The 1,629-nt window shown below is 44.4% G+C and carries 1 protein-coding gene and 1 pseudogene; both read left to right on the top strand.

Annotated features, from left to right (window positions below; translation table 11 throughout):
- Positions 1-72: 72 nt before the first annotated feature.
- Positions 73-1,044, top strand: a pseudogene (locus NHN17_RS25690) (hypothetical protein); the annotation flags it as partial.
- Positions 1,041-1,499 (top strand): hypothetical protein, encoded by a 459-nt coding sequence (locus tag NHN17_RS25685; RefSeq protein ID WP_255045513.1) that lies wholly within the window; start codon positions 1,041-1,043, stop codon positions 1,497-1,499. The pseudogene NHN17_RS25690 and the gene NHN17_RS25685, both read left to right, overlap by 4 nt.
- Positions 1,500-1,629 lie beyond the last annotated feature (130 nt).

Below are 1,629 nucleotides of genomic sequence, written 5' to 3'. Positions count from 1 at the left end.
TGGTAACTGATCAGATCGCACAATTTGGACTGAGTTCCCTTCCCTGAGAGATCTACTATTAGGAACAGCTATTTAGATGACGGTTATCAAAATGGTCAGTTAACCAAGGACAAATACAATGCAATGTTGCAAGACCTTGAAAGTGCCTTTATTTCTTCTGAGCTCCCTTATGACAGTGAAGTAATCATAAATAAAAAGTCTCTAAAATACAGTATTGACGGTGCTGGTGATGCATTGAATATGAATGAGTTCAACATTACTGCAACCGCCGAAGACGTTGAGGAATTCGACCTGCTAAATCCAGACCGCGCAGGGAGCTTAAAGGTCGGAGGCGGTTTACCAAAGCTTAGTCCACATGACTTACGAAGGAGTTTTGTGGTCTTTATGGTGAAGAACCGACTGGGCAATGCGCTTACAGTCAAATACCAGCTTAAGCACCGAAATATTAATATGTCTAACTGGTACGCGAATTATTCTGAGCTGGCGCGTACCAACCAACTGTTGATGGATGCTCAGTTAATGAGTGATTTTGATGAAGCCATTGAAAGTTCAGCGGTTGACGCATGGGATGAGATTTACAACGTATCCGATACCTTAAGCGGTGCAGAAGGTGAGCGCATAGCCAAGGAACGACCAGAGCTGTTAGCAAAGAATAAAGCAGAGCGGCTAGCACAGGGTGAAGAAATAGTGATGTCCCGAAGTGAGTTGCTCGCTTTGGTAAGGTCTGGTGACAAATCCATTGTGTTGCTTCCTACAGGGGGGTACTGCACCAACCGTAACTGTGAGCGCCTTTGCTCCCTGATGGATATTGTTGAAGCCCCCTGTGAGCATAAGGTTGTCACTGATAAGGCAGCAAAAAGGCTGTCGAGGGAGCGGGACAATCTCATTGCTTCATTCAGGGCAATCAATGACATGGGTGATTATGCCAATGAATTGATTTTGGATGCTAGAAAAAAGAAGATTCAGTCTATTGAGCCAACATTGGTCAAACACAGCATCCCATTTGATAGCTTCAATGATGATATTAAGGCGGTATGGTCATGAGAGTAGAGTACAAGGCGACTTGTAAGGCCGAAGGGTTATTGGTCAATGCGTTTCAACGCCTATTAGATGGCAAGCCGCTTCATGTTAAGGCAACGGGTAAACTCACGTTAAACCGAATTAATAATGAAGCCCAGCTTGGCAATAGCTATGTTCATAAGTTCAAAGAGTTCGTGGCCTACGCCAAACCTGTGATTGACGAATACAACCTCAACCGTGATAAGGCGATGACAACAGGTTTAGATATTGAGCTAGATGTCCCTTTGTCTGAGCTTGATGGGCTAAAACAGCAGTTAAAAAAAGCCAATGAGTTGAAGGATAAGTACAGGGTTCAACGAGATAATGCAATTGAGGCCCGAAAGCTATTAGAGGCTGAAAATGCCAGGCTCCGTTTCAGGGTGTTTGACCTCCAACAAGAGCTGTTAGATGAAAATTCGGTTGTGATGCCAATCAAGTAGCGTGCACTCACACTCAAAGTGTAATGGGGGCGGCTTAGGGACGTATGCGTAACTCGTTAATTAGATGGTACGCCCCACACCTACGCTAAAATTTACAATGTCGACGAACATTTAGAGGTGCCATCATGTC

The organism is Photobacterium pectinilyticum (assembly GCF_024357955.1).
GTDB lineage: Bacteria > Pseudomonadota > Gammaproteobacteria > Enterobacterales > Vibrionaceae > Photobacterium > Photobacterium pectinilyticum.
The sequence above is the reverse complement of the archived record's forward strand: the minus strand, read 5'-3'. Positions and strand labels throughout refer to the sequence as shown.

Bases quoted from the DNA above. Each gene is read 5' to 3' on its own strand.
- NHN17_RS25685 (WP_255045513.1), top strand. From the start codon at position 1,041: ATGAGAGTAGAGTACAAGGCGACTTGTAAGGCCGAAGGGTTATTGGTC.